This is a genomic window from Blautia sp. OF09-25XD, assembly GCF_003482095.1.
Taxonomy (GTDB): Bacteria; Bacillota; Clostridia; order Lachnospirales; family Lachnospiraceae; genus Fusicatenibacter; species Fusicatenibacter saccharivorans.
The window spans coordinates 1-3863 of sequence record NZ_QUMG01000037.1 but is presented as its reverse complement, the minus strand read 5'-3'; the positions used below and the strand labels follow the sequence as shown (position 1 = coordinate 3863).

The following is a 3863-nucleotide window of genomic DNA, read 5'->3' as shown; positions in this document are numbered from 1 at the left end:
TCTTCTTTCTCTTCTTCTGAAAAGAAAATTAATATACATTCTTCAAATTTTCCTCTTGCACTCAATGCTTCGTGACTTTCATTATCACACAAAAACTCATGTAATATCATTTCTTTTGTGTCATTTACCATAAATTTAAAAGAAATATTTTTTTCATTTAATCCTTCAAACAAAAAGCCCGTCCATGGAACGTTTGTAAAATATCTACCGCCATCAAGTGCTATTCCAATTGTAGAAAACAAAGTAGTTTGATGATATCTAATATAAATATTGTGCCAATGTGGTCTACTATCCATTTGACTAAATAGATAATATTCATATCCATCTCTATCATCGCATTCGCAATGTTCAATAATGTATTCTGGCGCATACTTATAATACTTACGAATCATAGAACTATTGTCTTCTACATCCAACCAATCTTCTTTACTTTTCAAATAGAAAAATGCCCGCTCAAGTGATGTATCTAATAAGCGAAATCTCTTTTTCCATAAATATTCTATATGTGAGATTTCTGCTGTTTTTATTTTTTAGGTGTATTACTATCCATAATTCTTGTATATATATTATTCGCATTAACACTTCGATAATTTTCTTCTAAAACATATGGAGTATAATATCCATTTTTTACTATTATAACATCAATCACACCATTTTCCAATTGCAATGGTTCCACCATTACATGCGGTTTTATCCCACCCATAAATTTTTTTATTTCTTAAAAAATCTACCAACATCTGCGTCGTTTTTCTATCCGCAGAATTTGTCAAATCATTAACACAATAATCTTTTTCTTCATCTATGCCAATAATGATGTATGCATCTCGATTTTCTAGATTATTCGCCATACAGATAATATCATGTAATAAATCTGCCTGCTTTCCATCTTCATACCATTGCTTTTTAAAATCCCAGTATGCTCCTTCTTGCTTATAGGATATCAATTTTAGTACTTCATTCTTTTGTTTTTCCGAAAGCATATTTTTCTCCATCTAAATTATGTGGTTAACGGTGGAAGCCCCTTAGTAGCGCTCATTTGATCCATCATATTTTCCTTTTTGAATTTTCATCGATAAGGAAGCAATACTACTTCCTGCTTTCTTTGGATTCTGGTTCTCTATTTCTTGCTCTATATATTGCACTTCTCGACTTAATCCACTACTTGTCTGTATAAAAGCTGTATCTGATAGAAAACCATACATTTCTTGATAGTCTTTTTTCATTTCCGAAAGAATCAATTCAAATTGGGCTAAACGAACTTTATTATGAAAGACAAAATCGGCAAACATCTTCCATGTGTATGTCTTCACTTTTCTAATAACAACAGGATTCAACATCGGTTTAATTTCTACTGATCCAACCATTTCAGACGGAATTGATTTCTTTGCCATCTCTAAATCAGCCACTAACATAGATTGCGCATTATGAAATGACCAATTTCTTATATCAAGCAATTCCTTCAGCGTTTTATTACTATTCTCAGTAAGACTACTTTTTAAAAATCCCTTCTTTTCGAGAAGTTCCCTTACACTAATGTAGGAAAAAGATGAAGACTGATGATCTGCCATAAATCGAAGTAATTCTCTCTGCTGATAAAGAATCTTATCATGAATAGAATCATATATGTTTGCTGGGATAAAACCATCTAATTTGTACTTTTCCAAAAGTACCTCGGCTTCATCCGAATAATTCCGAAACTTTTCCAAATCGATAATTACTGGTACAATAAGACTCTTTAGTACCAAGCAACCATCTTCAAGTGAATTTATTGCAAATTGTTTATATTGCTTTTTATTACCTTTTGACATAATTTTCACCTCAATTTCATTTATTTGTTAATAATTAATGAGTGCAGACTCTCCTAGCATCTACTACGAATCATAAGTAGCCAAGCTTATCTAGTGCCACTTCACCCACTCTATATGTCCTTTTCTTGGCACACGGTCAGATCTCAATAAATCTCGTTTATCTAAAATGCTTATCCTTTCAAAACTTTCAGATTCACTTTCCATTGTAATGCGACAGTCCTTATTAAAATAACAGCTCCCATCTAAATAAATATTCCAACGGAATCATAAATCACTTATCTCTACAATTCTCAGATTTTTTTATTTGGTCTGCATACAAATTCAAAACTCTCCACATCGCAATATCTATCATTGGCATTATGCATACCGCTAATATTACCAAATACAATATATTTTTTTCATCCGGAATTATTTTTCCAGTTACATACCACCCAATCACTAAATATCCTACAACCACAGATTGACACGCTATCAAAAAAATATCATCTTTTGTATTCTTCAAAAACTTTTTTATCTTTCTTTTATATGTTCCCCATGATAAACGCTCAAAAGAATCCATCCAAATATATTTTCCTAGTACAATTGCTAATATCATAAAAAATATTTTATTATCTATAAAATGAGCAAATAACGAAAATTGCACAAAATTACCCTGCAATCATTAAAACATCCTTCAGCGAAGCTCCATGCTGGATCAACCGATAAATGGCCGTAATCCGTTCTTCCTTTAACTGTTCTTGAAGGTAAAAATAACCTTCTTCAAATGTGCAGTATTTACCTTTACACATGCAGCACAGATAATGGGTTAATGACATGATCAACCAGTAACGCTGGATTCCCTGGCTGGATCGGATCTGATATTTGTCCAGCCCCAGCTTCTGTTTACTCTGCCGGAAAAACAATTCGATCGACCAGCGTTTGGCATACGAATCAAGAATCTCCTGCGTAGACAGGGACACGTCAGTGGAAATAAATATCCTCAGCGCCTTTGGATTCCCAAAGCATTCCTCAGGGTAACTCAGAAGAACAACTGCATTTGAAATCTTATTGAGATTTCCTTCGTAACGGTAAACGTAAAATTTCCTTTTGTCAACGGTCACAAGGCTGACATTTGGATCGCTTTTCCGCATATGAAGTGCAAGTTCGCTGGCTTTCTGACGGATGCCCATGTGATAAAGGATACGGTTGGTTTTTAATGCACCAATCGTATAAAATCCTTTTTTCAGGAAGCTTTTCATGAGGTCCACGAACGTATACCAGCTGTCACAGAGAAAGTAGGAAACCACCGGGGCTTCCGGCAGTTCCGTGGCGATATCCTGTACGATTTTAATTTTTGATTTTGTCTTATCGTATAGGATGACCGCATAGTTTAATGTGATTCCATTGCAGGAAAGCATGACGGAAACAACCTGGTGTCCATAATCCTGCCGGCCTTTCAGGTGCGATTGATGAAAATACGCAGCTTCGATGGGATGCAAGGCCTGTGACGAGGGCTTGACATGAGAAGCAATCGTATCATCTACAATGCAGAAAACAGGCTGGCCAGAAGAACGGGCCTCCTGATAAATCAGTTCGACAATGCTGCTTTTCAGAGCTTTTTGCAATGCAGAATCGTTCCATTTTCCATGATTCAGAAAATAAGCTACTGTTGTTCTGTGATGCTGGCTGACAATAGAAAAATCAACGGTCTTACCGCGGTATCCACGGAGAAAGACAGAAATAATAATGGTCATTAAATGTTGGAGATAAATATCCGACAAAAAATGATGGAGTTTTAAAGCTTTTAGGTAATTGTAAATTTTATTGGAATGATGTATAATATTTGCAACAGGCACCCCCTTGTTTGCGTGAGTAGGTTGATGTTCGCACTTCAATTATACATCATTCAGCGGAGGGTGTCTTTATTTTGTGCAAAATTTAGAATTTGCTCATTTATAGTTATTATCATAAAAATTAAATAGTACTCCATATAACATTGGGCAAGTTACCCATAAAAATTCTTTATTTTGATAATATTTGTCGAACTCAAATTCTTTAAAAATTTCTATTTTTATT

4 protein-coding genes and 1 pseudogene are annotated in these 3863 nt (G+C 34.3%); all 5 read right to left on the bottom strand.

What is annotated here, in order from left to right; genetic code table 11:
• Positions 1-437: pseudogene (locus DXA93_RS17420) on the bottom strand (ATP-binding protein); the annotation flags it as partial.
• 204 nt (positions 438-641) lie between these two features.
• Positions 642-980, bottom strand: a complete 339-nt coding sequence (locus DXA93_RS17415; RefSeq protein ID WP_119208892.1) for an RNA-binding domain-containing protein — start codon at positions 978-980, stop codon at positions 642-644.
• A 42-nt stretch (positions 981-1022) separates the two neighbouring features.
• Positions 1023-1808: a hypothetical protein gene (locus DXA93_RS17410; RefSeq protein WP_118742398.1), complete on the bottom strand. Its 786-nt coding sequence runs from the start codon at positions 1806-1808 to the stop codon at positions 1023-1025.
• A gap of 271 nt (positions 1809-2079) precedes the next feature.
• On the bottom strand, positions 2080-2451 hold the full coding sequence (locus DXA93_RS17405) for a hypothetical protein (RefSeq protein WP_147399563.1): 372 nt from the start codon (positions 2449-2451) through the stop codon (positions 2080-2082).
• Between the two features lie 4 nt (positions 2452-2455).
• A complete protein-coding gene (locus DXA93_RS17400; protein ID WP_118719076.1) occupies positions 2456-3541 on the bottom strand; it encodes a transposase in 1086 nt (361 codons plus the stop codon).
• Between the last annotated feature and the right edge of the window lie 322 nt (positions 3542-3863).

What these genes read in the sequence shown, in the direction of transcription:
- DXA93_RS17410 (WP_118742398.1), bottom strand. Translation starts at nt 1,808, where the DNA reads ATGTCAAAAGGTAATAAAAAGCAATATAAACAATTTGCAATAAATTCA.
- DXA93_RS17415 (WP_119208892.1), bottom strand. Translation starts at nt 980, where the DNA reads ATGCTTTCGGAAAAACAAAAGAATGAAGTACTAAAATTGATATCCTAT.
- DXA93_RS17400 (WP_118719076.1), bottom strand. Translation starts at nt 3,541, where the DNA reads ATGACCATTATTATTTCTGTCTTTCTCCGTGGATACCGCGGTAAGACC.